The organism is Peribacillus kribbensis DSM 17871 (genome assembly GCF_000430765.1).
Lineage (GTDB): Bacteria > Bacillota > Bacilli > Bacillales > DSM-1321 > Paraperibacillus > Paraperibacillus kribbensis.
In genome coordinates this window covers 227,638-251,566 of record NZ_KE387242.1, presented here as the reverse complement: position 1 = coordinate 251,566, position 23,929 = coordinate 227,638, and the positions used below count along the sequence as shown (strand labels likewise).

Below are 23,929 nucleotides of genomic sequence, written 5' to 3'. Positions count from 1 at the left end.
TAGATATTTTCCATGAAAATTGTCTTATCTTGGACCTAAAAAAAATCTTCTTATAGGGAAATATGCTAGTTTACCCTTTAAAAAACCACGAATTTACCATTTTTATGGGTATAGCATCGGCACATGATACCAGATGTCACTTTATGGTAAAATATGATTGCTGAAACAGGAGAGAAATGGGAGATTTAAAGAATTGGAGTGAGGCAGTTGGCTGGAAAAAAAGAAGTGATACATGTTGTGGTCGTTTCATTTTGAATAACATGTAGATATGATCAAACTTGTTTTAGCATTTAGCTACCTTTCATCCTGCCAAAATGAAATCGCCGGGAAAGATCAAATGGCAGGTAAAACCTCCTACTACTTTCCAGATGAAAATAGTATACAAGCTGTGAGCAGAACCTTAAGGCAGGCACTGGGATTGGATTCTTCTGCACCTTTTAAGACCAATGCGGATTTAGCGGTTGTACATTAAAAAGGAAAATGGCTAGAGAGAAAAACTCTCCAGCCTTTTTTGTTAATTATGGTAAACAATTATCTTATGTATTCATCCTTCATCAGGCCCATAATGTGGTTATCATGGTATTTCCCATCAAAAAAGAGATCCTCCCTAAGTGTTCCTTCTAATTTAAACCCGAGCTTTTTATAAGTAGACATAGCTCTTTCATTAAAAGAAAACACGTTAATGGCGATCCTTCTTAAATTTAGAGTATTAAACATATATTCAATAATGAGCCGTAATGCTTCACTGCCATATCCTTGGCCCGTGTATTGTTTTGTAATGGCGATCCGGAAACTCCCTTTTCTTTCCCTATGGTCAATATCCAGCATAGCCAGGTCCCCAATGATTTGATTATCCTTTTGCAAACATATGATTAAATCGATTCTGCTGGAATCCGCATTCCACTTATTAAAAGCATCTTCAAGATCTTTTTTGGTGAGAAATGCAGAAGTACCTGTAAGCCTTCTTATATAAGGATCTGAAACGGCACTTAAATAGTGGTTTAAATCGGAATCCTCCAATCTTCTCAAATAGATCCGGGTGTTTTCTAAGTATTTGATCTCATTCATAACCCTTCTCCCCCCAGTCTATATCTAATTTGATCTTGATTAGCATTGGATAGAATCATGGCCCTTGCTGTTTCAGCGCTGTCTTCCCCGCTTTTATTCTTTACGGGGGCAAACTCTTTTTCTCTTGGAACCTGCAAGACGGCTATCGATTCGGCTTCCGGAAATAAATCAAAATAAAATTGCTCCAGTTTATAGCCGTTTGGCTCTGAAGGCTTCACTTCCTCCCCTCTTTCATCAAGAGTGGGGATTGCCTTGCTGGCAAGATGATAGGGCATCGGCTGATCGGCCACGGCCTTTACAAAATCAAGCTTGAATAAATGGATACTGATATGGGCATTCATCATCTCTGGATTTCCGCTTTCTTCTTTTGTCAATTCTGAATATTCGATGACGGCCGGCCTTCCTTCGATCAGACAAAACACTCCCACTTTTTCCTCCGGATTTCGCTTCGACGCAGATTTCGTCGCAATTGGAGAGTCCTTCTCTTCCGCATAACCGACAAAAACCGGATCCGCCAGTTTAATCATGGCGTTATCGACATTATACTGAAAGAGCCATTTTACCCCCCTCTGTTCCATGTCGTCCAAAGCACCACTAGATTTCAAAGCCGGGAATACCCCGCCGTTCCCATTCGGTGAACGCGAGAGGCTCGACTTTGTTTTCAGCATCAGTTTTCCCGCCGAATTCAGTGTAGGTACAGTATCCTGTAAAAAGAACATGATATCGTCTGGATAGAAGCCGAAGTATCCATGTTTTTTGAAAAAATCTTTAGTATCCCAATCATTGGCGGGGCTCGTCATGATATACCAGGGAATCCTGCAGCCAGTTTTCTTGCAAAGCTTTAGGAGCGCTTTTGCCTGCAGCTCAAATAAGGACTCATGCCCCGGCAGTCCGATATCAAATGTCCCCTTTGGTCCCTCATGCCCAAGCCTTGTCCCTTGGCCGCCGGCGAGAAGAACAACTGCCACCCTGCCTCTTCTGATTAACTCCAGCCCTCTTTCTTTATATCTATGTAACTGTGTTTCTGTAAAATCCTCTAATTTATCATAAGGAACCCCCCTGATGTTGTTCCGTTCTGGGGAATGATTGGAAAGAAGCTTTCTCGAGATGATGCTGATTTCAGCCAGGTTTACCCTCTCAATGTCATCTAACAGATGATGTTGTTCTTGTTCAGAAAGCTCTTCCCAAAAGGCAAGTACCTGTTCCTGATCATAATGTGCCAATTCTTGCTTTATTTTTGAAAAGCGCTCCATGACCTAACTCCTTCTTACTAAATGATGTTTTATTATCTGCTAATTTAACACAAAAAAGCCAAGCATGTGAAACCACTTTTATTATTCAGAAAATTTTAACATCTATGGTATAATTGTATTATCATCATAAAAAAACGAATGATGAAACTGTGTTTTATAGGGGTTGATGAAGTGATGGCAATGGATACTTTGAATAAAGAGCAAACCATATTTAATCATCAAGGACCCATCATCAAGACAGCGGACAGGGAAATAAAGATTGTAGCAAAGCTTGAAAATCCATTTATTGCGGTTTTAGGAAATGTCCTGAGTGAGGAAGAATGCGATGAATTGATCCAATTATCGGACAACCGACTTCAGCGTTCAAAAATTGGGGCTGGGCGGAGTGTAGATGACATGCGGACCAGCAGCGGGATGTTCTTTGAAGAAAGCGAAAATCCTATCATTGCAAGAATTGAAAAAAGAATCTCAACCATCATGGGCATTCCCATTGAACATGGAGATGGTCTGCAAATCTTAAAATACAGCCCTGGCCAGGAATATAAGCCCCATTTCGATTACTTTTCTCCAAGCAGCCGGGCCTCTGAAAATAATCGAATCAGTACACTCATTATGTATCTTAATGATGTTACAGAGGGAGGAGAAACCGTTTTCCCTAAATTGAATTTTTCTGTTATACCCCAAAAAGGAATGGCCGTGTATTTTGAATATTTTTATCGGGAACAATCGTTAAATGAGCTGACTCTGCATGGCGGTTCACCTGTCATTGAAGGAGAAAAATGGGTGGCGACCCAGTGGATGAGAAAACGAAAATTCAGATGAAATAGCGTTTGTACAATTTCTAGATTATTATTTCCATAACAAAAATAAAACAGCCCTCCGGCTGCTCGAAAATGTAGTTATATAAGATGCGGTCAAGTCTGCTTCAGAACCCTTATCAGTGGCATGCACCTCGAGCAACTGCCCGCTTTCCAGTTCAATTCATCGCCTTTTTGGTTCGTACAATCGGCATTGGGCAGGCAAGACCTTTTGCGTCTACTAATTTATCTGCATTCATTGCTGCAGCCTCTTTTAAATTTTTAATATACCCATGGGAGGATATTAAAACGCGCAGTCCGGGATGTCAATCCCGAAATTATCTGCTTTTCACAAGCAGGTTGACTGCCTGCTTCACGAGTTCATCTGCCTCTTGTCCTTCTTCCATGGCAAGACGCACACAGTCCACAAGATTCGAACTGACTACAAGGCCCAGGGTGCGGTCAATGGCTGTTCTCGCGGCTGACAGCTGAGTGACAACATCTTTGCAATCCTTGTCGTCCTCCATCATCTTTAATATTCCTCTTAACTGCCCTTCAATCCGTTTGACCCGGTTTTTCGTCTGATCATCATACTTCATGATAACTCCTCTTTCTCTTATTTATGGCAGGATCGTGAACCCAATAACACGAAATCCTTTATTCCGCAAAATCCTTACACCAAGATTCCGTTCAAGCCTGTCCGACACAATAATATGTACGCATCTGCTTGTGATGTCCCCAAAGTTCCGGTTCAAATAGGCGATAGGCAGAGCGACGGATCCTTCTACCTCATTCTTATAAGAGATATTATAATCCCGGAGGTCTAAAATAACGGCCTTTTGGTATTTCTTCTTGCCTTCTATTGCTTTATGAGGCACCCCATATACAGGAAAGCAGCGTCTATAAAGCATCACGGCCAAAATGACCAGTATCATAATGATTATATACATCAGTGATCAACCCCTAAGATGATATGCACTCATAATATACCCACCCGGGTATATTGTCAACTAGACTTACAGTAAGAAAAAAAGGGCTGACATTCAGCCCTTCTGTACTTCCATTTTTATGGTATTGGGGAATCAGACCCCTATTTTTCAAATATCCAGAATCTGATTATACGCCTGCCTGTCCATGGCCTTAATAAAAGCTGCCAATAATTTGACCGCATGATCCAGATCCTTTTTACTCACCATGGAAACATGGCTGTGAATATATCGAGCAGGAACTCCAACCACGATGGACGGAACTCCCCTTTTGAACAAATGAAAACGGCCTGCATCCGTCCCGCCGCCGAGCATGACGTCTACCTGGTAGGGTATCTGATTTTTTTCTGCCACATCAATCATAAAATTACGCAGACCTGTATGCGGAACCATGGAGGAATCAAGAAAGGTAATCAAAGCACCTTTCCCAAGCTTCGGTTTATTCGTATTATCACCGGGGCCGTCCTGGGCAATGCCCACATCCATGGCTACCGCAAGCTCCGGCTCCATAACATAAGGCGCTGTGGCGGCTCCGCGCAGCCCTACTTCTTCCTGGACGGTGGCTCCTGAGTAGACGGTGGAAGAATGAGTCGTCCCTTTGATCTCCTTCATCACCTCCAGAGCTATATAGCATCCCACCCGGTTATCAAGAGCTTTTGCCAAAATCGTATCACCATCCGGAAGCAGCTCAAATGGGCAGATCGGCATGATCGGATCCCCCACCTTGATTCCCCATTCCCGGACCTGCTCCTCATCTTTCGCACCGACGTCAATGAACATTTCCCGCATCGGATACACTTTCTTCCGCTCTTCCGGCTGAAGAATATGCGGCGGTTTCGAGCCAACTACGCCTGTATATTCTTTTTGTCCAGCCAGCACCTTGACTCGCTGTGAAAGCAGGACCTGATCCCACCAGCCGCCAAGGCTCACAAACCGTAAATATCCGTTCTTCGTAATCTCGCTGACCATAAAAGCCACTTCATCCATATGTCCGGCAAGCAGAATCTTAGGGCCGTCACCCGAGCCCTGCTTCTCCCCAAAAACGCTGCCCAGATGATCATACACAAGATTGGCACCCGTCTGCTTAAGCTCCCGTTCCATAATCTTCCGTATCGGCTTTTCAAAACCCGGCGCAGCATTGGTTTCCGTTAATTCTCTTAGTAAATCCATCTATATCACCTTCCTGATGTTAGGATGCTGAAGATGGAAAAGAATATTCGAATATATGGTGTTTTTTATCCGCTCATCTTTAGGTTTTCAATGAGTAAAATCACTATAATACCCCGTTTACCCATCGAGGTAAGAACAATCATACATCATTTAAAAGAATTTTTATTTTTTCAAATTTTAATAAGTAACAGATCTATGTTTTCTAATTGTACGGTAAAATAAATAGGAGGATGAGAAGGAGTTGTTGAACATAAAGAAGTGGCCGCTTATTGTGTTGGCATTTTTTGCTTTGTTTCTTTCAGTCATATATTTTGTAAACTCTAACCATGTAAAAGAGGTTCTTTTATTTAAAGAGAATGATTTTAATTCCGTAAACAGTACAGAAAGCTGGAGGCATTTTAGAAAAGAATTAAATCTCTCTCAGGAAAACGTAAGAATACAAAATTTCCAATTAATCCTTGATAAGAATAATAAAATTTATTCTGTTAAATTCGATTTAGCAGATAAAAAAGATACAGGCAAAATCACAGTCTACCATTATAGTAACTGTTTTTCCTGTGATACAAAGGAAGAAAACCGAGTGAATATTAGCAAGAATTCAGTAAGGGAATGGAAACAATACGATAAAATGATGCGTGCTGAGAGTTTTTTTAAAAGCCTCCATGTTTTGAAGCAGCAAGGCTTTTTTAATACTAACAAATTCAACTACGAATTAATCGTTTCTACCGGCTGGATCGAAAGGATCGGATTAGAGGGAGAGTATTTTCTTCTAGAAAATAAAACCATTCATAAAATCGATCATACAAAACCGAGAAAAGGACTCAGCTTACAGGTTATAGGAAATAATCTTCCCCATAGTTTCAGCACAGACGTTGAAACGACAAAGAGTATCTTCCTTCCAGATTATTATCAGTAATGAATTACTAAAACATAGGAATACGAACAGGCAGTATACCTGAATATGCTGCCTGTTCCCTATTTATTTTTGCTTATCAATCGTTACAATGGTCTCAAACATCCTTGAGAAGGTATCCTTTATATTTGCTTCATTTCGAGTATCAGTTTAACATTACTCTCGAATAAGCCTTTGAATGTCTTCAATAGAAGGAAGGGAAGAAATAGCCCCTTTTCCAGTAGTGGTCAGCGCGCCGCTTGCATTGGCGAAAGCCAGAATGGAGGTGTGGCTGCTTTCGATTACATTTTGAAGGCTTGTAACATCCGCATTCCTTTGCAGCAGCTGATATAGGAATGCGCCGATAAAGGCGTCTCCGGCTCCTGTAGTATCCTGCACGTCCACTTTAAATCCTCGTGACTCATACTTCTTCTTTTCTATGTAGAGATCTGCCCCGCTTCCACCCTTTGTAAAGATGACCACCTGGACATTTCCAGCGAAAAGGGATTGAATGGCTTCTTCCACGTCCTGTATACCCGTAATAAATTCGAGCTCTTCGTCTGAAACTTTAACGATATGGGCTAACGGCAGAAATTCCCTGACCGTTTTTTTGCATTCCTCCGGATCTTCCCACAGAGGGAGACGGATATTCGGATCAAAGCTGACAAGACCGCCATTTTCCGTAATCGCTTTGATGGCTTTTCGATGTGCAAGTTTCATTGGACTTTCAACCAAATCTACCGAACAGAAATGCAGGATATCTCCGTTTGTAAACCAAGCCTCATCAATTTCCTCCTCTGTCAGCAGAAGATCGGATGAAGGGTTTCGGTAAAAGGAAAAATCCCGTTCGCCATCATCTTTTAAGGATACAAAGGCCAGCCCTGTATTTGCTTCTCGTGTTCGTTTAATCTTGTCCACCTTCACTCCGGCATCCTCCAGCTTCTCGAGCAGAAAGTCCCCGAAGGCATCCTCCCCTAGCTTTGTGATCATAGACGACTTCCCGCCGAATTTAGCGACGGCCGCCGCCACATTGGCCGGTGCACCGCCAGGACTTCTCTCAAAGGATGTGACATCCTTCAACGCCTTTCCCTTTTCTAACGGAATAAAATCAATTAATAATTCACCTATCGAGTATAAAGCTCCCAATCCATACACCTCTTCTTTTCTTTCAAAAATCAAGAAAGCAGGAACCGAAGCTCCTCCTTTTATTTCTTCAACCTTATTCTAGCATAGGTTTGCAGGTTTGAATCTGGCAGGCAAAAGGAACTTTTAAGCTGAATGGTCAATGAATGATAAAAAATTTAAAAAGAAGCTATGATTTATGTGCAGAATTTAGATATAATGGTAAAAAGATGGAATTTTGTGTATTTTTATATAAAGTCTTCCTTGATATACAGCTGAAATATCAGATAGAAAGCGGGGAGAATTGCAATGAAAAAGGAAAAAGACAAAGGAATCGATGTGGATAGAGACGAAGGCAGGACCAGGACATTTTTCGGAAGCCCTACAATTGGAGGATTAATTATCATTTCAGCCATTATTTTATACTTTATCTTTAATTAACCAATAATAAAGCCACCCCTGGCTAATGACGATGAATGGCTGACTTTGGATGTATGGAGCTTTTTAAAGGATGCATCGCAGGTGCAACTCAAATAGCTTCCAGCAGCATGTCCTTGTCCAGCACCTGAGTAGTTACCCGAGGATTTTCCACCTTCGTTCAATATTCATACATACCTCTTTCAAAGAAAACTCACATCCAATATAGGACATTAAAACTAGATTATATAGTATGCCAGAATCTTATGGACAGTTATTGAACTCAATTAAAGTATATAAAATACTTTGTTTGCTGCTGCTCCTATTTTTTGGCACAGTCTGATGGATACCGACTATGTAATTTTTCCTATTTTCAAAAAAAAGGCACCTTTCTGCTTGAACTCATGATATAATTATTATAATATAAAAATTTGATTATATCGGGGCTACAAGACTTTCTTTAGTCACCTCCCCTATAATGGAAGGAGACTGAGTATATGTCGATAGACCATACCAGAATCATGTTAAACACGCTAAAGCAGTATTCTGCTTGTGAGATCTCCTTAACATCGAACGATAAAACAAATACATTTCCAATGTTGAATATATGTTATAAAGACTTTAATTTTGAAGTCACAAACTTGAGAACCCTTGCTGTTTTCACGATGGGAAGTGTTGATTCCACCCTTTCACGGATTGAAACAGAATTTAATATGGTGTATTAGGCAAAGATCCTTATTGACGGGGTCTTTTTTTTTGCTAAAAATAAGCGAATCAATATAGTTCGTAGTTTTCCGCTCATGTTTTTTCCTAAAATAGACATCCTACAACTAATAGCGGGCATGTTTTATAAGGAATAATCCAGAAAGGGAGAAAGAGCCTTGAAATTATATCAAGTCAGAAAAGGGCAATTTGTATATTTTAACAATGAGCTGCACAGAGTATATGGAGTCAAACATATGTACAAACTTTCTGTTCACTTGATGAAGCTGAGAGATTTATCACAGCATATCACCAATGCGGCAAGTGTGGAAAGATACATTCCAAAGGAGCTTGACAGTTTTATTTTTGACCATAAGGTATATACGTTAACGAATGACCGGAAACCTGAACCCGGAGACTTAATATTGATCAATAATCCGGCGCCTGATACTCTTGACCACTATTCGTTAAATGATGTTGAAGTGGTTGAAACAGTGGATCAGAAAGGCATCATTACAAGTGATTCGAATGGAATCAAACATAATGAGTATCTATTAATGGTACCTGGCCGTATCCCCGGAAGCACCCCGGTCGATTATAAAGATAAGTCCAACATGAATGACGAAGACTTTGAAAATATGAATGGCCAAGTCGCGCAAGCAGAGATCCCACTCAAACTGGGGGATGTCTATAAAAAGAGGAACAGTGATGTGAGAGTCGAAGCCATGATTGTGGGAATAAAGGGTGAAACCTTATACCTTGGCGGCGGGATTGAGCTTTCACTGGAAGAACTTACCGATGCAGACCTATGGGAGTTCCAGTATACCCCTTTTGACACCTGACCTGACTTCTAAACTTATCCAAACATCGTACTTCCCAGGAGGCTGCTATGAATCGTACTAAGTTAAAAGAAAATAGTGTTTTTATTATCTCCTTATTGCTTACACTTATTTTTATTTTGTGGGGAGTTTTTTTCACCAAGAATCTAACCAAGGTGACAAATGCCATATATCAAGACTCCATTGATTACCTGGGCTGGGTCTATCTTGGGGCTACTCTGTTTTTCGTGGCGTTTTCCATTTATTTATTGTTGTCTAAGTATGGCCATATCCGACTCGGAAGAAAGAATGACATACCAGATTTTTCTACCGGCTCCTGGCTCTCGATGCTCTTTGGTGCAGGCATGGGCATCGGGATTGTCTACTGGAGTGTCGCTGAGCCTGTCACACATTTTACGGATCCTCCCTATGGAAAGGCATATACATTGGATGCAGCCAATACGGCCATGAAATATACCTTCTTTCACTGGGGCCTCGATCCGTGGGCGATCTATACGGTCATTGGACTGGCCCTCGCATTTTTTCAATATAATAAAAGGCTGCCCGCGGCAATCAGCTCAGCATTCCATCCCATTTTAGGAGATAGAATTTACGGCCCGATTGGCAAAACCATTGATATCCTCTCCATATTTGCAACGGTCTTTGGAATCGCCACCTCCCTTGGGCTTGGTGCGATGCAGGTTACAGCGGGAATGCATGATATATTCGGGATTCCTAATACAACTTTTATCCAGCTGATTGTCATTGTGGTTGCGACCGTCCTATTTATCGTTTCGATCAATACAGGATTAGAAAAAGGAATCAAACATCTCTCCAATGCAGCCATTTTCTTATCACTCGCTATCATGCTTTTGATTCTGATAGTAGGGCCGGCCCTGACCGTGATCAAAGTTTTTTTTAATACAACAGGACTTTATCTGAGTGATTTTATACATATGAGTCTGCGGCTCGAGCCGTTTGGGGAAGGAAAATGGATTGCCTCCTGGACTCTGTTTTATTGGGCTTGGTGGATTGCCTGGGCACCGTTCGTCGGCATGTTCATCGCCCGGGTATCAAAAGGAAGAACGATCAGGGAATTTGTCGTCGGGGTATTGATCGTCCCAACCCTTGGCACTTGTCTGTGGATGTCCGTTTTTGGCGGTTCAGCGCTTGAGCTTGTGCATAACCATCACGAGCTTGCAGATTCCATGGTAAAAAATATAAACCTCTCGATTTTTATTTTCTTTGATCATCTTCCTTTAAGCACCTTATTAAGTGTTCTGGGTTTTGCAGTTGTGGCCATTTACTATATTACCGTTGCGGATACGGCCACCTTTGTACTCGGTATGCTGAGTGAGGGCGGGACTCTTAATCCGTCCAGCCAAATCAAAATGACATGGGGCATCATCCAATCTGCTTTGGCGGCGGTATTGCTTTTGGCTGGAGGATTGGACGTCCTGCAGACGGCTTCGATTGCCGCCGCTCTCCCCTTTGCCCTTATCATGGTCGTCATGTGCTATTCTTTACTCCGCGGGCTGAAAGAAGAAGTGGATGTGCAGCGAGGAAGCAAGAGAACGGTTCCGCATTGATCCGCAATTAAACCTTGCAAACGTAAAATCCAGCAGTCTCCTTGTCCTGCTGGATTTTACTTATTTCTGCATCTTATGATTCATTCATTAACTCCTTTGAAAGGGTTTTCCGAACTGCCCCAGGCCCTTCAATGAAACGTGAAAAAAATAGTTCCGTTTTTTCCCCTAAACCTGCCTCATACAAATTGACACCAAGTATACCTGTATTTGAAAGGATATTCTCCAGACGTCCTTGTGCAGATTCAAGTTTCCCAAATTCAATGAGTTCCATATCCTTCTGCAAATCTTCCAAAAGCGGATCCGGGCTCCATTCCATCTTTTCCCCTTCATCATTCAAGCCCATGAGATAACGGCACCAGGCCGCAGCGGTTAAGGGGGTGAACATGAGATCCGAAGCACTCAAATCCTTTTTTGCTTGGTACAGCTGAATGGTTTCCCCGAAACGGATCGGCAGCTTCTGTGCTGTGTCTGCCGCTATCCGCTCTCGGATATCCGGAATATTAGGGTTAGGGAAGCGCACATCATGTACCTTCTTTATTGTTTTTCGTCCAGCTTCATTTTAAAACAAAGCCCTGGCATCCAGCAGGTCCCATCAGTGGAAAATAAGGGTAAAAATTCCCGTTAAATCTTAAATGGAGATTGTTTCGGGTGAATATAAGGGGAGTTTTTACCGTTAAGCAATGAAAAAACACTTATTTTCATGTTTTTTAAGGAAATAAAGGTAATTTCTCCCTTTATTTTAGCTCTTTTTACATAGAATTACGAATTAAGGGGAATTTTTCCCTTTAATTACCCTGGTGTATAGGTGCCTCCACCCGAAAAGAGTACGGCCAAACAATAAAACCCACTTCTTGGGATTCTTCATGAAGTTTTTGGCTTGAGAACCCCTCTCTGAACCACTTCTTCGGATTCTTCATGGAGTTTTGGTCTAGACTGCTTAAGGAGAGGTCTTTCATTCTTTTATAAACCAGCACCCAGAGGTTAGGACTCCTGCAGGTTCCCTTCTAACAGTACATTCGTATCCCAGGCTCCCAGTAAATACATCGCCCCTAAAGCCCGGTCATACAAGCCATACCCCGGCCGGCATAATTCGTCCCAGATATGGCGCCCATGATCCGGACGGGCATAGCCTTTAAATCCGCATTCGTAGAATGCCTGGACGATGGCTGTGATTGGGACTGATCCATCCTCTGTAAGGTGGGAGGAATCTATGAAACTGCCATCTTCAAAACGCTTTACATTCCGGATATGGGCGAATGGAATCCGATCGGAGAAGGACTTCACGATATCCACTAGATCATTGGCTGGATGGCCTCCAAGAGATCCCGAGCAGAAGGTAAGGCCATTGGAGGGGCTGTCAACAGCATCTAGTATGCGCTGAATATCCGGTTTATTTTTCCACCATCAGAATATAAACTCTTCATACTTGGCGATTCTTTTGTTGTAGCCAAAAAATTTTACGCGGAGCGAATTTTATAGATTCTTTTCTGTGAGGGTCTGATATGATTCATAAATGAAATTCGTGCAGTGAGGATGCCTCACGGATATTTTTCAAAAAAGTGAAAGACCATTTCGTTAAAACAAAGCCTTTTGCAAATGAAAAGAGCAGCCCCCAAAAGCTGCTCATATTCCCATATCCAGCTTTACTTCATTCCCGCTTCTCGCCGACTCATAAATCGCATCCAGGACCACCTGGCTCTTGTATCCATCGATTGCGGAAGCTATGGGTGTCCTGCCTTCCTTGATGCAGTCAAGAAAGTGTCTGGCGAGGAGTGTGCGGCCTCCCTCAAATTCTTTCGGTTCCTCAAACTCGAGATCTACTACACGGTCAAATTGTTCTGTGAGGAATTTGCCTCCGACAAAGCGTTCGTCGACTCCCTTCAGGACGACTCCGCCTTCAGAGCCATACAGGGACAGGTGCGGCTCTTCGTCGCAGTCCATGTGGGCGGCCCAGCTGGCTTCAAGAAGCAGGGTGGCTCCATCCTCCATTTTGATCATGGCCGTGGCGATGTCTTCTACATCATAGATGCCGTCCCAGTCGGGTGATCCCCAGGTGCCGATTCCCTTTTGTTTGGGCCCGAATTCAGAATACGTGCTGCCGAAGACGGATACAGGTTTCGGATTTCCCATGATAAACAGCGCCAGGTCGAGCATATGGACGCCGATGTCAATCAGCGGCCCGCCGCCGGATTTTTCACGTTCCGTGAACCATGTTCCCCAGCCAGGGATGCCTTTACGTCTGCACCAGCCGGTTTTGGCCATGTAAATCCGGCCGAGTTCTCCCTTTTCCACCTGCTCCCTGACATGGCCTGCAGCCCATTCGAACCGCATCTGCTGGGCCATCATAACGATCTTATCGGTCGTGTCCTGAACGGAGAGGATTTCCCTTGCGTCTTCCTTATTCAACGCCATCGGCTTTTCAAGGAGAACATGCTTTCCTGCCTTCAGTGCCTGGATGGCCAGGGGTGTATGAAACTGATTGGGAACCGCGATGATGACCGCATCCAGATCGCTTCTTGCGATCAGATCATCCGCGCTTCGTTCTATAAACGGTATGCTGTAATCATCCGCGCAGGCCTCCGCTTTTGACAGGGTGGTATTGGTGACCGCGACGATTTCACAATCCTCCGGGTATTTTTGAAAATTTTCGATATGGATCCGGCCGATATTGCCTGTCCCAATCAGCCCGATCCGTACCTTCTGGTTTCCTTCCATCATCTTGCCCCCCCCCTCTATGTTACAAAAAAAGGAGAGATATCTCCCCTTTTATCCTTATTCCACTCCCCAGTTTACACAAGATCCCAGCAGCTTTAGAAAGAGCGGATCCTGCAGGCCCTCCTGATTGTGTGCCGGTGTCACGCAGATGACTTTGCCTTTTCCCTGACGATGATGCGAGCCTGCGATAGATTCACCATCTACTGACTCGGAACGAAGAAATACGTTTGTATCGGCTTCATCGACACTGACAAAATAATGTTCATCCAGAATCTCAAAATCGATAGCGTCAGAGAGAATACCATTTTCACCACAGCTTCTATACCAAACATTTTGATGTTTTTCAGGATGAGAGAGAAAATAGCCCCTAAGGATCTTGGTATAGCTCCCGTCGATCGGGAAGGAGGCAAGGCCGGTATTGCCAGGCTGCCCAGCTTCCGCCGTTTTCGACATATGCAGAGATATCATCCGATACCTCGCTTGTCATCCAGGTGAAAACTTCCTTTTCATTAGGATTTACCCTGTCTTCTTTAAATAAAACAACTTACTTCTTTCACTGAACATTTGCCCCTTTAAAATCTTTCATGTATCCAGCTTGCGCTGTTGTAAAACGCTTCCATATTCTAGAGGGATTTTTCATCCTTGCCAGGCAAATTCTTTTAAGATCATTTTTATTTACCTTTTTATTCTTATATTTTTCCAATGAACTTTTTTACGATATAATTAACATTATTTTGCTTTACGAAATAGTGTTCATTGAGGTGAATGGGTTGGCTGCTCTACATAAAAAGAATTTCTTACTTATTTTGACGGTTGCATTGGGGGTTTTATTGAACCCCTTGAACTCATCCATGATCGCGGTTGCGTTATCGAGGATCCAGGAGGACTTTTCACTTTCTTTTACAGACGCTTCATGGCTGATTTCTACTTATTATTTAGCCAGCGGCATTGGGCAGCCTGTGATGGGCAAGCTTGCGGATGCGTTCGGGGCGAAGCGGATGTACATCATCGGCCTGCTTATGATCGCGGTTTCCGCTGTTGCTGCCCCTTTTTCTCCTTCCTTTGGCTGGCTGGTCGGCATCAGGATCATCCAGGCAGTCGGAAGCTCTGCCCTATTTCCATCAGGAATGGGCATGATCCGCTCCTCCATAACCGAGAACCAGGCACAGGCACTTGGAGTCTTATCGATCTTCTCCTCCGTCTCGGCGGCTTTCGGACCGTCCATAGGAGGATTTCTTGTGCATTTCGGAGATTGGCCGGCGATTTTTGTAATCAACTTTCCAATCATCATTGCAGGCTTAATCCTGGCCATAAAAATACTGCCAAAATCCAAGCCTTCAGGCAAAAAAGCGAGCATTGATTATGCGGGGATCATTCTGTTTTCATTCATGATCATCTCCTGGCTTCTGTTCCTGTTAGGCCTTGAAAACAGCTTCAGCATTTGGAAGCTGATTCTGAGTGTCATTCTGACCATCATTTTTTATATGGCGGAAAAAAGAAGAAGCGAGCCATTTGTGAATGTCATTGCTTTAAAGAAGAATGTGAATATGAGTCTGGTGTATGTCCAGTTCATCCTGGTGAATATTGTCTTTTACTCGATCTTCTTCGGGATTCCGCTTTATCTGCAGGATTTCAGGCATTATGATTCCAAAACCACAGGACTCGTCATGCTTTCTGTCGCAGGCTTCGGAATGATTGTGTCACCGCTCACCGGCCGATGGATTGACCGAAGCGGGTCAAAGCCTCCCCTGCTTGCGGGAGCTTTCTCCATCATCGCAGGCTCCTTATTATTGACAACGGTACAGGGGAATTCCCCTATTTTATGGCTCGTCTTTGCCTTATCCGTCCTCGGACTCAGCAATGGCTTTAACAATCTGGGCCTGCAGACCGCCCTTTATGCATTTGTACCGCCGGCTGAAACAGGGGCAGCATCGGGACTGTTCATGACATCAAGATATATCGGGACCATCTTGTCTTCCAGCCTGCTTGGCATCCTGTTCGGCAAGCATGTCACAACTGCCCACCTTCATACAATGGCGCTGGTCAGTGTCGTGATTGGAGTCCTGGTTCTGCTGCTGACAGTCCGTATGCCCGGGGCTCGATTCAGGAAGAAACTTCAGGAGAGTAAATAGATTTACTATTTAAAACGAAATCCCCTGCTTTATGCGAGCAGGGGATTTCTTTATGGTGCAATCTTTGTTTTTATTTCTTCCTCCCTCTCATTTTTATGTACAGAGCCATACAGCCATATACAGATAACAGAAGCAGAATAAAGATAGAAGGCAATTCATAATCCGGAAGAACTAACTATTTCTTTTATCGCAGCGAGGAACTTCATTTTTGTTTCTGCTAAAGCATTCCTGGCGTTCTCGTTATCGATCGGAGCATCACTATAAAAATCCGCAAACGATTGATGTTTATATCTCGGGACCACATGCATATGGAAGTGAGATAGATCGCTGAAGATCCCCCCATTTTGACAAATGGTTATTCCATCGGGTTTATAAAGGGCTTTTATCGCTTTTGCCATTAATCCGGCTGCTTTGATAACCGCGTTTGCGGTTTCTTCATCTAGCTCATCCACCTCTTCCACATGAACCTTAGGCAGAATCATCACATGCCCTTCATTGTAGGGATGATGATCTAAAACAACACAAATTAAATCATTTTCATATACCATATCTACAGGAAGGGTATGGTTTGCCAAACCGCATCCAATACATTCCATGTTCACCCTCATACCCAATCACCTTTCATGCTAGAAGACTTTATTTTTCTATTTACTGCAAAGAAAATTCTTTCCCCCAAAACGGATAATAGCCGGCTAAGCCGGCCATTTTCCTTTATTTATTCATTCCGCTTCAGCTTCATCCTTACTTCCTCAACCGCCAGCAGCACTTCGTCAAGCGGCTTGCCCATGCCCGATTCCACAGCCGCCACATAACCGCCTTCGACTAAAGGGGCATCCGCTATTTTCACATGCTCCAGGCCAGTTACTTCTATAGCTAGTTCAGCGTTCATGACCGAACTTCCTAAATCATATAAAACTATGACACCTTTGTCGGAGTACACCTTCTCGATTGCCTGCTGAATTTTCTCCAGGCTTGTCCCAATTCCGCCATCCTCAGTCCCGCCTGCAGCTTCGATCGGGACATCCTTGATAACCTGTGTCACTAGCTCCTTTAATCCCATGGCTATTTTCTCACTATGAGAAATGAAGACAATCCCCACCCGGCTCATAAACCAACGCCTTCTTCCTCGATCACTTCGGCCAGGGAGCTGAAGAGATAATAGCTTGAAACTGAGCCAGGATCCAGGTGGCCGATGGAGCGTTCCTTCAGATAAGCAGCCCGCCCCTTGATGGCTTTCATATCCTTTGTTTTTTCCATAGCCTCTTTGGCTATTTCTTTGAATCCTTCAGGATTGAAGGCAGGCTGTTCCTTAAGGAATGTCACAACAGGGGACCACACATCAACCATGGTTTTATGGCCTTCCTGTGCCTGGCCTCTCTGAATAAGCCCATTTAATCCTTCCTCTATACCGGCAGTAAGTGAAGAATAGTCCACTTCCTCTTTATCCTTCATAGACATGGAAAATTTCAGCAGTGCCGTTCCATATAGCGGCCCAGAGGCACCTCCCACCTTCGACAAGAGTGTCATGGCCCAGTCCTTCAATAAGTCGGAGGAAGTTTTATATTCAGTGGATGAGATCTTTTTCACGGCCTCATCAAAGCCCCGGGACATGTTAATTCCATGGTCCCCATCCCCGATTGCCTGGTCCAAATTGGTCAGGAAGGTTTTATTTTCCTGGATCTTGGCATTTGTTTTCTCCAGCCATTTAGCCAAGTGCTCGTTTGTTAATCCCATCATTCTCATCCTTTCCCTGTTAGAAGCTGTCTTAAATACGGAAACCTAAAGTGTCAGAAGGGGAATCCAGCAATTCTTTGAGCTCTTCATCAAGCTTCAAAACCGAGACTGAACAGCCTGCCATATCAATCGCGGTCATATATTCTCCTACGAACGTTTTATAGATGCTAAGACCCTTTTCTTTCAAAAGCCCGTTTACCTTCAAATTTAGGATATAAAGTTCCATTAAAGGCGTTGAGCCCAATCCGTTAATCATGACGGCCACTTCATCTCCAGAAGTATGGACGCCATCATCAAGGATTTTTTCTACAAGCACTGAAGCAATTTCATCCGCGGACTGGATTTCCGTACGGGCAATCCCGGGCTCCCCATGGATTCCCATTCCGACTTCCATCTCATTTTCGCCGATTTCAAATCCAGGCTTCCCTGCAGCCGGGATCGTGCAGGAAGTCAAGGCCATGCCCATGGAACGGACATTAGAAATCGCCTTTTCCGCCGCTGCTTTAACTTCTGACAGGGAAGCTCCCGACTCGGCTTTTGCCCCAGCAATCTTATGTACAAAAACGGTTCCTGCAATGCCGCGTCGTCCTGTGGTAAAGGTGCTGTCCTCCACAGCGACATCATCATTCACTACTACTTTATCGACTGTCACCCCTTCTATCTCGGCCAATTCAGCAGCCATTTCGAAGTTCATGACATCCCCAGTATAATTTTTGATAATTAAAAGAACACCAGAGCCGCTATCGGCGGCCTTGATTCCCTCTAAAACCTGATCGGGTGTCGGTGACGTGAAGACCGATCCGCAGACCGCCGCATCCAGCATTCCCTTGCCCACATACCCTGCATGAGAAGGCTCATGCCCGCTGCCACCGCCGCTGACTAAACCCACCTTCCCTTTGACTGGGGACTGGACCCTTGCCAAAACTGTAGAATCGGGAACCTGCTTAAGACGGTCACCATGCGCCGCAACCATCCCCAGGATCATCTCCTGGACCACTTCATTTGGATCATTCACGATTTTTTTCATTTTCCATTCCTCCTATTTATCATGGTTTAGATCTTGCATAAGTCATAGAAGTCATCATGTTTTCTGTTATTCCATCTAGTTCATTCGACATAAGAATTCAAAAACCCTTTTTCTTCGTTTACGTGTTTCGATTGTCTCTATCATATTTAGTAAAGAATCGTATTTCTTATCATTAGGGCTGGAGCCAAATTTCTTCTTCTAATACTTATTTCATCCCCAGTTTTTCGCTAAAGATTCTAAGGAAGTGATCATTTCGATCCACCCCTAAGTGTTTACATAACATTATTATAAAAAACCTATTATATTCATAAAGGTTTATGCCAGGAATGATAGGAAAAAATAGCCTTTATGCAGAACCAGTTATGAATGACAAAAAATTGGAGGGAAAAATGAATTCATTTAGTTTGTTTAACAAGTTTACGGTACAGGAAGGCAAGCAGGATTCTTTAGTAGAAATTCTTCTAAGTGCCGCAGAAGGCATGAAGAATATGGATGAGTGTGAATTGTATCTTGTAAATACTGCTGATGGAGAACCCGATTCTGTTTATGTCTATGAGGTATGGAGAAATGAAGCTGCCCATCGCGCCTCTCTGTCACATGAATCGGCACAGACCCTGATTCGTCATGCAAAGCCTATGATAACCGGTATAGAAAGAATCACCACACTTACAACAAGGGGCGGTAAGGGCATATCATCAAGTTTTTAATTCAGCGATATAATTATAGGGTTGAAAAAGCACCCATTTGGTGCTTTTTTTCAATTATTTATAACTTCTTTTCCATCATAATATCTGTCTCAATATACCCCCATTTTTCATGTCCCCTGGAGGATGTTTTAGACAAGTTACTAGTCTGATATATAAACCCATACATACTTTTTCAAATAAAAATAAGGAACCATCTAATGTTTGAAGCATATTCATCCTCCTTCATTTCATGCTTCATAATTAAATCCCTATTCCCCATTGTTTTCCTGTTAATTACGGTGAAAAACCTTCCCCGGGAAAGTTGTTGCATCCTGCTTTTTCAGGTTTTGAATATATTCTGTTAAGGGAATGAAGTCACCTGTGAATTCCTTACCGATTTTTTATTTCCTTCTGTAATCATGCTGCAGGTACTTTATAATAGGGATATCAAAACCCTTACAAGTGGGAGGCAGAAGATGATTAAAAAAGTGTGGATTGGCTCTCTCTGTCTGGTGATCATTGCGGCCATTTATTTCCTGGTCATTAGTCCTGACCATCCAAATCTTGCCGGCAGTCCATCAACGGCCGCTTTGCCGCAAACATCCTTGGAAGAAGGAATCTGCCGTAAACTAGCTGCCAGTAATGGTCACTGTAAAAGAGTTTTTGTATATGATGCGGACTCACGCCTGGCCTTTGCCGAGAATAGTTCGGGAATTGTTCCGATGCTTACCAACAACCAATTTACAAAGGTAAAAAAGATCCTTCCAGCATTGAACTTCCAGGAATTTAGAGAGGAAAAAAGTGGAACGGGACCGATAACATGGCGCGTGGAAAATACGATCCAAAAGGGCTATTCACTTCTTTACGGATTCTCCAGAGACGAGGCCAAAACCATCATCATCAATAGCGAAGGCAATATACAGCCCAATAGATTTTATGTACGCGATGATCTGGCCGGCAAGGGCAGCGGAACCGGCACAGCTCCCCTGTCGGTTTGGTATGCCGCTCTTCCAAAAGAGAAAATTAAACTGCCGCTGAAGATATCGGTGTATAACGCAAAGGGACAATTGATTAACGGAGGAAACGAATAACCTTGGGGAAGCACAAGAGGACTTATTAATAGGATGATCTATTTAGCAGGATAGGCGGAACAGGTGAGACCCCACAGCGCGTAAAGCGAACATCCTGGAGAGGAAATCAAACGCCTTAATCTATACTAATGAGTTTACATATTTTCATTAAAAGAGTTATTTATAAAAATAAAATTCTTAAGCAGTTCCTTTTCATTCAGTGTCAGACTGCTCGTCAAATCTTTTGTCCGTAAAACAAATTCTTTTACACCTATAAATTCCGATTCCGCAACCAAGTAGAACTGTGTTCCTTTTTTATATCCTTGGAATGTTCTTCTTAATGTATATAACTTCATTGTATAACCTGCCGATTTCTTATGATGATTCATTATATCATTTTGAAGTGATGAATGGTTCACTCCCGGTTGATTGAGATCCGGGTAACCCTGGTCATATTTATGGCCTCCTCCACTTCCGCATTGGAAAAGAAAAACCAAGGTCTTTGGGTAATAATGGAGTTCAGCAGCAATTCAGGTGACCTCCCCTCCATTTCAAAAGTCTTTACCTGATCTTGATCGAAATGAAAGTTCACAGTGAATTTCCTCATGATTTGTTTTGCCATGATCATCTCCCCTTTGCCCATGTAATTCGGCAAGATAGAAGGGTTTTCCTTCCTGAAGATTCTCTGCATAATTGCTTGGCCTATAAAAACATTTTGCCTGGCTGCTAATAAAAGAAGGATTTTGGAATTATTTAGGTAATATATTCCAAATCAAGTTCATTCAAAGGAGATCCACATGAAAAAAAACATGATTGAAGGGGCTGTCTATGGCCTGTATTCGGCCTTGGCTTAGGGATCCTTTTCATAAAATATAAGATTGTTACCATTGATTCTTCCTGATATACAACCGAATATATGTCTGCAGGAGAATATATCATCAAACTACTAAGATGCGGAGCTGCTGGGTCCTTTTTAGGATGCTTGAGTGGATGGGTTTATGTTAAAAAGACTAAATAATTTTAAGTCACTTTAAATTCGGCCCCAAGCGTAATTGAATAACTAGCGCCTCCTGCATTCATAGTCTTAACAATCCGATAGGTTCCTTTTGGCAAGGAAGGAAGGGAGATTTCTGTTTGATGTGTATCTTCCGGGGGAAGTACCCTGCCTATTGAAACGGGCTGAATATCTTCAAAAACTAAAGTTTCCCAACTTCCATTTTCGTATTTTTCAATGGGATAGTCAGCTCCAAAAAATAACGGAGCTGATCCTATGTTCTTAAGATTTACTATTACCTTTCCTTTTGGATCGTAGGATGCTTTATCTGTATAAATTTTTGCCTTTACGGGTGAATGCTGCTCTGCTGGCAACATTCCAATACTGCTCGGTAAATCTTGATATCCAGAGTCTTTCTTGGTCCAAGCAGCTCTTTCCTCAGAAGAACAGGCTGCTAATAGGAATAACATCAGAACACATATTAGCACTAATCCGAGCTTTTTAATCATAGATCTCCCTTTAAACAGATTTCTTCTCATCCACAATCTTATGCAGCTTAACAAACTTCTCTGATATCGATAGGAAATGGTACATTTCAAAACTGCTTAAACCTTTTTTTCTCCCCACAATTTTCCCCCTATTAGTATTTTAGTATTTGCTGAGTAAAAAGGCTGAAATCATCTAAGTGATTCGTGATAATCTGTTGTAAAATATTTATATTAATCGTTTGGTAATCATGAACAGCAATATTCCGGAAGCCAACCATAGCTTTCATCCTGGAAGCGATTTTATTGTCTATGATGGATTCATACTCTAACAAATCAAATGTTTCTCGGCTGGATTGGGGCAATCCAAGACGTTTTTCAGCCACGATATGCATAGCTAAGTCAATACAAGCTTCACTAGATCGTTGAATGTTGAGTATGATGGAATCTTGTTTTGTATAATCATTCAGATTATCCGGATTATTGCCGTATACCTCTAAAACTCGGTTTTTACATCGTTCAATGACACTAATTTTATTTAAAATTACATCATTTCTCATAGATAGACCCGCTTTCATCCACTTTTTGGATTATGCTTTTACGTTCTTCATTAAACCTTGCATACATACTAAGAGCCCGCATTTGTTCAAGTCTGAGTAATGGATCATCCTTTGAATAAACGACTATACCTGTAGAATAAACTTGAGCCCGGAAAACTGTAGTGGAAGTTTGGAGATCAATTAAATCCACATCAAGCTTTATTATATCGGCCAGTTCTTGGGCAATCAAAAAAATCTCGTATGTAGGTAAGGAAAGAGCCGGTTTATAAAATGCAATATCAATGTCGCTATTTTTGTGCGTTGTGTCTTTCGCAAAAGAACCAAAGACCATAATAAAGGAAGGATCCAATTTATTTATTAAAAAATCTTTGATTTGCTGCATCAGCTGCTCATCCATAGATATCACTCCAAGCTTCATAATACTTTATTATAACAAATTATTCTCACACTCGTTGAGGGCTGGCCTGTTAGAGTATTCTCGACAGGATTGGTCATTGCCGCAAATATTTTCATCCCTAAGCTTGGACCCTCTTTCCACTTTGCATGGCGGGCATCTCTGCTCACTGGCGGAATTCTTTGGATGATCCTAAAAATAGCCAGAAAATCGAATATAGGATATGGGTAAATGTCCCTTTTCCCCTATCGTCTTGCTGGATATGGTATTATTTCTTCTCAGCTTTTACGATGGATAAAATGGTAATCGTACCGACGATACATAGAGTGCCGATCCATTCTGCCAAGCCAAACGGAACCTGAAGCCAGACTATCGAAATAAAGGTGGCAGACAGCGGTTCAGCGGACGCCAATAAACTGACTTCAGTAGCCGAAATATATTTTGTGCTTTCCAGGTAAAAATAAAAGGCAAGGATCGTACCAAAAAGAATCACAAACGCTACTGCGGCCAATGAAGACAGCGACCATTGTCCCGAGAATCTCCAGGGCGGATGAATCAAGCTAAAAAATATCCCCCCAATCAGCATCCCCCATCCAACAACCAGGGCAGAGCCCCATTTCAAGAGGAGCTTCTTTGGCTGCAGGGTGTAAAACGCCAATGCAAAAGCGGAGGTGATTCCCCAAAACACGGCCCATCCGGAGATTGAGAGTGTATGAATCTGGCCTCCTGTCACAAGTAGAAAAGTGCCTAAAATGGCGAATATCACGCTCACAGCTACCGTTTTGGAAGGAAGACTTCTTGCACGAATTGCTGCATAGCAAGTAATCAGGGCAGGTGCAAGATATTGGAGAACCGTGGCGGTGGCCGCATTCCCCTCCTTAATGGCGGCAAAATAGGTGTACTGAACCGCCAGCATTCCCAAAATCCCGAAAAGCAAAATGCTTATCCGGTCGGTTTTATTTTTCCAAATCCCCCATAGGAGGTTTTTCTCCTTTTTATAAGCAATTCCTAATAAGAGAACACCAGAGATTAACAAACGCATCACCGTCAGCCATTCCGGACTGAATCCCTGCTTTTGAAAGAGATATTGGGCGGCCGTGCCCGACACTCCCCAAAATGAAGCACCGAGAAGTACCATGGAAATCCCTTTTTTTCTTGAAGATAATTGGATTACTTGTTCAGCATTCAACTCTTTCCCCACTTTTCTGTTTGTAATTTTCCACTCTTCTACTATATAAGGATTGTGTTATATTAAATTATCATAAGGGATGAATCCTTGAATTTATATCAGTATTTCATAAAAAAATATAAATATCTT

28 protein-coding genes and 2 pseudogenes are annotated in these 23,929 nt (G+C 42.6%); 9 read left to right on the top strand and 21 right to left on the bottom strand.

Annotation, left to right across the window (positions count from 1 at the left end; translation table 11 throughout):
• Window positions 1-337: 337 nt before the first annotated feature.
• Window positions 338-472: a hypothetical protein gene (locus H539_RS33185; RefSeq protein ID WP_281171465.1), complete on the top strand. Its 135-nt coding sequence runs from the start codon at window positions 338-340 to the stop codon at window positions 470-472.
• A 59-nt stretch (window positions 473-531) separates the two neighbouring features.
• Here the strand turns inward: H539_RS33185 and H539_RS0123325 are convergent, their stop codons facing one another.
• Together H539_RS0123325 and H539_RS29530 are read right to left on the bottom strand one after the other, a co-directional pair.
• Window positions 532-1,068, bottom strand: a complete 537-nt coding sequence (locus H539_RS0123325) for a GNAT family N-acetyltransferase (protein ID WP_026695527.1) — start codon at window positions 1,066-1,068, stop codon at window positions 532-534.
• Window positions 1,065-2,321 (bottom strand): UDPGP type 1 family protein, encoded by a 1,257-nt coding sequence (locus H539_RS29530; RefSeq protein ID WP_051348761.1) that lies wholly within the window; start codon window positions 2,319-2,321, stop codon window positions 1,065-1,067. Before H539_RS29530 ends, H539_RS0123325 begins: the two co-directional genes overlap by 4 nt.
• 174 nt (window positions 2,322-2,495) lie before the next feature.
• Between H539_RS29530 and H539_RS0123315 the strand changes: the two genes are divergently transcribed.
• Window positions 2,496-3,143, top strand: a complete 648-nt coding sequence (locus H539_RS0123315) for a 2OG-Fe(II) oxygenase (protein ID WP_026695526.1) — start codon at window positions 2,496-2,498, stop codon at window positions 3,141-3,143.
• Window positions 3,144-3,230: 87 nt separating this feature from the next.
• On the opposite strand, the pseudogene H539_RS29525 reads toward H539_RS0123315, so the two are convergent.
• The 4 genes and pseudogenes from H539_RS29525 to H539_RS0123295 all read right to left on the bottom strand — a co-directional run.
• Window positions 3,231-3,378: pseudogene (locus H539_RS29525) on the bottom strand (sulfurtransferase TusA family protein); the annotation flags it as partial.
• 78 nt (window positions 3,379-3,456) lie between these two features.
• The gene (locus H539_RS0123305; protein WP_026695525.1) at window positions 3,457-3,717 is read right to left on the bottom strand and encodes a metal-sensitive transcriptional regulator; all 261 of its coding nucleotides are present in this window, start codon (window positions 3,715-3,717) and stop codon (window positions 3,457-3,459) included.
• 21 nt (window positions 3,718-3,738) lie between these two features.
• The gene (locus tag H539_RS0123300) at window positions 3,739-4,068 is read right to left on the bottom strand and encodes a hypothetical protein (RefSeq protein ID WP_035323829.1); all 330 of its coding nucleotides are present in this window, start codon (window positions 4,066-4,068) and stop codon (window positions 3,739-3,741) included.
• A 147-nt stretch (window positions 4,069-4,215) separates the two neighbouring features.
• On the bottom strand, window positions 4,216-5,274 hold the full coding sequence (locus tag H539_RS0123295) for a M42 family metallopeptidase (protein WP_026695523.1): 1,059 nt from the start codon (window positions 5,272-5,274) through the stop codon (window positions 4,216-4,218).
• A gap of 244 nt (window positions 5,275-5,518) precedes the next feature.
• Here H539_RS0123295 and H539_RS0123290 point away from each other — a divergent pair, with 244 nt between their 5' ends.
• The gene (locus H539_RS0123290) at window positions 5,519-6,190 is read left to right on the top strand and encodes a hypothetical protein (RefSeq protein ID WP_162144778.1); all 672 of its coding nucleotides are present in this window, start codon (window positions 5,519-5,521) and stop codon (window positions 6,188-6,190) included.
• Window positions 6,191-6,343: 153 nt separating this feature from the next.
• On the opposite strand, the gene H539_RS0123285 is transcribed toward H539_RS0123290, so the two are convergent.
• Window positions 6,344-7,312 (bottom strand): carbohydrate kinase family protein, encoded by a 969-nt coding sequence (locus tag H539_RS0123285; protein ID WP_026695521.1) that lies wholly within the window; start codon window positions 7,310-7,312, stop codon window positions 6,344-6,346.
• Between the two features lie 285 nt (window positions 7,313-7,597).
• Between H539_RS0123285 and H539_RS33180 the strand changes: the two genes are divergently transcribed.
• From H539_RS33180 to H539_RS0123265, 3 genes are all read left to right on the top strand, one after another.
• Window positions 7,598-7,729: a hypothetical protein gene (locus H539_RS33180; protein ID WP_281171464.1), complete on the top strand. Its 132-nt coding sequence runs from the start codon at window positions 7,598-7,600 to the stop codon at window positions 7,727-7,729.
• A gap of 857 nt (window positions 7,730-8,586) precedes the next feature.
• Window positions 8,587-9,249, top strand: coding sequence for a hypothetical protein (locus H539_RS0123270; RefSeq protein ID WP_026695519.1), 663 nt, complete (start codon window positions 8,587-8,589; stop codon window positions 9,247-9,249).
• 47 nt (window positions 9,250-9,296) lie between these two features.
• Complete coding sequence (locus H539_RS0123265) at window positions 9,297-10,814, top strand: glycine betaine uptake BCCT transporter (RefSeq protein WP_026695518.1); 1,518 nt, start codon at window positions 9,297-9,299, stop codon at window positions 10,812-10,814.
• 73 nt (window positions 10,815-10,887) lie between these two features.
• Here H539_RS0123265 and H539_RS0123260 read toward each other — a convergent pair whose 3' ends face one another.
• The 4 genes and pseudogenes from H539_RS0123260 to H539_RS29515 form a co-directional block, all read right to left on the bottom strand.
• On the bottom strand, window positions 10,888-11,334 hold the full coding sequence (locus H539_RS0123260; RefSeq protein ID WP_026695517.1) for a mannitol dehydrogenase family protein: 447 nt from the start codon (window positions 11,332-11,334) through the stop codon (window positions 10,888-10,890).
• 461 nt (window positions 11,335-11,795) lie between these two features.
• A pseudogene (locus H539_RS29520) lies at window positions 11,796-12,206 on the bottom strand (mannonate dehydratase); the annotation flags it as partial.
• A gap of 231 nt (window positions 12,207-12,437) precedes the next feature.
• Window positions 12,438-13,532, bottom strand: coding sequence for a Gfo/Idh/MocA family protein (locus H539_RS0123235; RefSeq protein WP_342664033.1), 1,095 nt, complete (start codon window positions 13,530-13,532; stop codon window positions 12,438-12,440).
• Between the two features lie 54 nt (window positions 13,533-13,586).
• Window positions 13,587-13,997, bottom strand: coding sequence for a type 1 glutamine amidotransferase family protein (locus H539_RS29515; RefSeq protein WP_051348760.1), 411 nt, complete (start codon window positions 13,995-13,997; stop codon window positions 13,587-13,589).
• A gap of 281 nt (window positions 13,998-14,278) precedes the next feature.
• Here H539_RS29515 and H539_RS29510 point away from each other — a divergent pair, with 281 nt between their 5' ends.
• Entirely contained in the window at window positions 14,279-15,661 is a 1,383-nt protein-coding gene (locus tag H539_RS29510) for an MFS transporter (RefSeq protein WP_342664038.1), read from the top strand.
• Between the two features lie 155 nt (window positions 15,662-15,816).
• Here H539_RS29510 and H539_RS0123220 read toward each other — a convergent pair whose 3' ends face one another.
• From H539_RS0123220 to dhaK, 4 genes are all read right to left on the bottom strand, one after another.
• The gene (locus H539_RS0123220) at window positions 15,817-16,257 is read right to left on the bottom strand and encodes an HIT family protein (RefSeq protein ID WP_026695513.1); all 441 of its coding nucleotides are present in this window, start codon (window positions 16,255-16,257) and stop codon (window positions 15,817-15,819) included.
• A 119-nt stretch (window positions 16,258-16,376) separates the two neighbouring features.
• Window positions 16,377-16,769, bottom strand: a complete 393-nt coding sequence (gene dhaM, locus H539_RS0123215; protein ID WP_026695512.1) for a dihydroxyacetone kinase phosphoryl donor subunit DhaM — start codon at window positions 16,767-16,769, stop codon at window positions 16,377-16,379.
• Complete coding sequence (dhaL, locus tag H539_RS0123210; RefSeq protein ID WP_425414757.1) at window positions 16,766-17,398, bottom strand: dihydroxyacetone kinase subunit DhaL; 633 nt, start codon at window positions 17,396-17,398, stop codon at window positions 16,766-16,768. The genes dhaM and dhaL overlap by 4 nt, the downstream gene beginning before the upstream one ends.
• 28 nt (window positions 17,399-17,426) lie before the next feature.
• Entirely contained in the window at window positions 17,427-18,422 is a 996-nt protein-coding gene (dhaK, locus tag H539_RS0123205) for a dihydroxyacetone kinase subunit DhaK (protein WP_026695510.1), read from the bottom strand.
• A 389-nt stretch (window positions 18,423-18,811) separates the two neighbouring features.
• Here dhaK and H539_RS0123200 point away from each other — a divergent pair, with 389 nt between their 5' ends.
• Both H539_RS0123200 and H539_RS0123190 read left to right on the top strand, forming a co-directional pair.
• On the top strand, window positions 18,812-19,129 hold the full coding sequence (locus H539_RS0123200) for a putative quinol monooxygenase (protein ID WP_026695509.1): 318 nt from the start codon (window positions 18,812-18,814) through the stop codon (window positions 19,127-19,129).
• Between the two features lie 455 nt (window positions 19,130-19,584).
• Window positions 19,585-20,199 carry a hypothetical protein gene (locus H539_RS0123190; protein ID WP_051348759.1) on the top strand — a complete coding sequence of 205 codons (615 nt, stop codon included), beginning with the start codon at window positions 19,585-19,587 and terminating at the stop codon, window positions 20,197-20,199.
• Window positions 20,200-20,333: 134 nt separating this feature from the next.
• Here the strand turns inward: H539_RS0123190 and H539_RS0123185 are convergent, their stop codons facing one another.
• From H539_RS0123185 to H539_RS0123155, 6 genes are all read right to left on the bottom strand, one after another.
• On the bottom strand, window positions 20,334-20,534 hold the full coding sequence (locus H539_RS0123185; protein ID WP_026695507.1) for a hypothetical protein: 201 nt from the start codon (window positions 20,532-20,534) through the stop codon (window positions 20,334-20,336).
• A 59-nt stretch (window positions 20,535-20,593) separates the two neighbouring features.
• Entirely contained in the window at window positions 20,594-20,800 is a 207-nt protein-coding gene (locus H539_RS0123180) for a hypothetical protein (RefSeq protein ID WP_026695506.1), read from the bottom strand.
• A 398-nt stretch (window positions 20,801-21,198) separates the two neighbouring features.
• Window positions 21,199-21,681: an immunoglobulin-like domain-containing protein gene (locus H539_RS0123175; RefSeq protein ID WP_026695505.1), complete on the bottom strand. Its 483-nt coding sequence runs from the start codon at window positions 21,679-21,681 to the stop codon at window positions 21,199-21,201.
• Between the two features lie 131 nt (window positions 21,682-21,812).
• Window positions 21,813-22,217, bottom strand: coding sequence for a type VII toxin-antitoxin system HepT family RNase toxin (hepT, locus tag H539_RS0123165; RefSeq protein WP_026695504.1), 405 nt, complete (start codon window positions 22,215-22,217; stop codon window positions 21,813-21,815).
• The gene (mntA, locus tag H539_RS0123160; protein WP_026695503.1) at window positions 22,207-22,614 is read right to left on the bottom strand and encodes a type VII toxin-antitoxin system MntA family adenylyltransferase antitoxin; all 408 of its coding nucleotides are present in this window, start codon (window positions 22,612-22,614) and stop codon (window positions 22,207-22,209) included. The genes hepT and mntA overlap by 11 nt, the downstream gene beginning before the upstream one ends.
• A 265-nt stretch (window positions 22,615-22,879) precedes the next feature.
• Window positions 22,880-23,749 carry a DMT family transporter gene (locus H539_RS0123155; protein WP_081416020.1) on the bottom strand — a complete coding sequence of 290 codons (870 nt, stop codon included), beginning with the start codon at window positions 23,747-23,749 and terminating at the stop codon, window positions 22,880-22,882.
• Window positions 23,750-23,929: the final 180 nt, after the last annotated feature.

Bases quoted from the DNA above. Each gene is read 5' to 3' on its own strand.
- hepT (WP_026695504.1), bottom strand. From the start codon at position 22,217: ATGAGAAATGATGTAATTTTAAATAAAATTAGTGTCATTGAACGATGT.
- H539_RS0123235 (WP_342664033.1), bottom strand. From the start codon at position 13,532: ATGATGGAAGGAAACCAGAAGGTACGGATCGGGCTGATTGGGACAGGC.
- H539_RS33185 (WP_281171465.1), top strand. From the start codon at position 338: ATGGCAGGTAAAACCTCCTACTACTTTCCAGATGAAAATAGTATACAA.
- H539_RS0123190 (WP_051348759.1), top strand. From the start codon at position 19,585: ATGATTAAAAAAGTGTGGATTGGCTCTCTCTGTCTGGTGATCATTGCG.
- H539_RS29530 (WP_051348761.1), bottom strand. From the start codon at position 2,321: ATGGAGCGCTTTTCAAAAATAAAGCAAGAATTGGCACATTATGATCAG.
- H539_RS0123265 (WP_026695518.1), top strand. From the start codon at position 9,297: ATGAATCGTACTAAGTTAAAAGAAAATAGTGTTTTTATTATCTCCTTA.
- dhaM (WP_026695512.1), bottom strand. From the start codon at position 16,769: ATGAGCCGGGTGGGGATTGTCTTCATTTCTCATAGTGAGAAAATAGCC.
- H539_RS0123155 (WP_081416020.1), bottom strand. From the start codon at position 23,749: ATGGTACTTCTCGGTGCTTCATTTTGGGGAGTGTCGGGCACGGCCGCC.
- H539_RS33180 (WP_281171464.1), top strand. From the start codon at position 7,598: ATGAAAAAGGAAAAAGACAAAGGAATCGATGTGGATAGAGACGAAGGC.
- H539_RS0123315 (WP_026695526.1), top strand. From the start codon at position 2,496: ATGGCAATGGATACTTTGAATAAAGAGCAAACCATATTTAATCATCAA.
- H539_RS0123175 (WP_026695505.1), bottom strand. From the start codon at position 21,681: ATGATTAAAAAGCTCGGATTAGTGCTAATATGTGTTCTGATGTTATTC.
- H539_RS0123305 (WP_026695525.1), bottom strand. From the start codon at position 3,717: ATGAAGTATGATGATCAGACGAAAAACCGGGTCAAACGGATTGAAGGG.
- H539_RS0123185 (WP_026695507.1), bottom strand. From the start codon at position 20,534: ATGAAGTTATATACATTAAGAAGAACATTCCAAGGATATAAAAAAGGA.
- H539_RS0123300 (WP_035323829.1), bottom strand. From the start codon at position 4,068: ATGTATATAATCATTATGATACTGGTCATTTTGGCCGTGATGCTTTAT.
- H539_RS0123325 (WP_026695527.1), bottom strand. From the start codon at position 1,068: ATGAATGAGATCAAATACTTAGAAAACACCCGGATCTATTTGAGAAGA.
- H539_RS0123180 (WP_026695506.1), bottom strand. From the start codon at position 20,800: ATGGCAAAACAAATCATGAGGAAATTCACTGTGAACTTTCATTTCGAT.
- H539_RS0123295 (WP_026695523.1), bottom strand. From the start codon at position 5,274: ATGGATTTACTAAGAGAATTAACGGAAACCAATGCTGCGCCGGGTTTT.
- mntA (WP_026695503.1), bottom strand. From the start codon at position 22,614: ATGGATGAGCAGCTGATGCAGCAAATCAAAGATTTTTTAATAAATAAA.
- H539_RS29515 (WP_051348760.1), bottom strand. From the start codon at position 13,997: ATGATATCTCTGCATATGTCGAAAACGGCGGAAGCTGGGCAGCCTGGC.
- H539_RS0123220 (WP_026695513.1), bottom strand. From the start codon at position 16,257: ATGGAATGTATTGGATGCGGTTTGGCAAACCATACCCTTCCTGTAGAT.
- dhaK (WP_026695510.1), bottom strand. From the start codon at position 18,422: ATGAAAAAAATCGTGAATGATCCAAATGAAGTGGTCCAGGAGATGATC.
- H539_RS0123200 (WP_026695509.1), top strand. From the start codon at position 18,812: ATGAATTCATTTAGTTTGTTTAACAAGTTTACGGTACAGGAAGGCAAG.
- dhaL (WP_425414757.1), bottom strand. From the start codon at position 17,398: ATGATGGGATTAACAAACGAGCACTTGGCTAAATGGCTGGAGAAAACA.